The organism is Haloferula chungangensis, assembly GCF_042664875.1.
Taxonomy (GTDB): domain Bacteria; phylum Verrucomicrobiota; class Verrucomicrobiia; order Verrucomicrobiales; family Akkermansiaceae; genus Haloferula; species Haloferula chungangensis.
Genome location: NZ_JBHTBS010000085.1, coordinates 1 through 616, shown reverse-complemented (window position 1 = coordinate 616; position 616 = coordinate 1). Strand labels below are relative to the sequence as shown.

The 616-nt window shown below is 55.0% G+C and carries 1 protein-coding gene; it reads left to right on the top strand.

All coding sequences use genetic code 11. The annotated features are described in order from the left end of the window. Positions 1-16: 16 nt before the first annotated feature. Positions 17-499 carry a hypothetical protein gene (locus ACFQY0_RS21300; RefSeq protein ID WP_379717110.1) on the top strand — a complete coding sequence of 161 codons (483 nt, stop codon included), beginning with the start codon at positions 17-19 and terminating at the stop codon, positions 497-499. The last annotated feature ends 117 nt before the right edge of the window (positions 500-616 follow it).

Genomic DNA, 616 nt, shown 5'->3' with positions numbered 1-616 from the left:
ACGTTAGCTTCAGAAAATGAACCAAGACGAACTCACCGAAGTATTCCGCAAGCTGGGCGTGAGCGATCCCGAATCTTGGGCAAGTTCCCAAGTGATCGAAGGCATTCCTCAACTTGGGCGATTCTTGGTGATTCGCGCGATGTGGGACTGCGTCACCCGCGCGGGGACGACGAACTGGATCGACTATGAACTGAAGCATTCGGCTGATTCCCCGCACGGGAAGGCTCTCCAACAGATGCTCGATGCCGGAGTAAGCAGTGAGGCGATAACGGATCTTGTTCGATTCAAGCAGGCCGAATCGCTTCGAGAGGTTTGCTATCTCCTGGAGGATTACACCTCTGTTCCGCAGAACTCGAATCCTGATACGGGAGAGGAGTATGTTCGATGGGGATTGCATGAACTCGACGCAGAAGACCAGCCGACCGCCACGGCGATCAATGGTTTGCACGAATCGTTCTGGAGTCTCGATCCCTCGTTGCCCGAAAACCAACAAAGCTAACAAGCCGCAGCACGACAACCGCCTGACCCGCTCCGAGTCGAATTTTTCCCGTGATTACAACCCTCAACCCACAGTCAACGCGCGGCTGCCATCAGGCGGTGTGTGTGCTCTGACGTT

Excerpts from the sequence above, each read along its gene's own strand:
- ACFQY0_RS21300 (WP_379717110.1), top strand. The coding sequence starts at position 17 with ATGAACCAAGACGAACTCACCGAAGTATTCCGCAAGCTGGGCGTGAGC.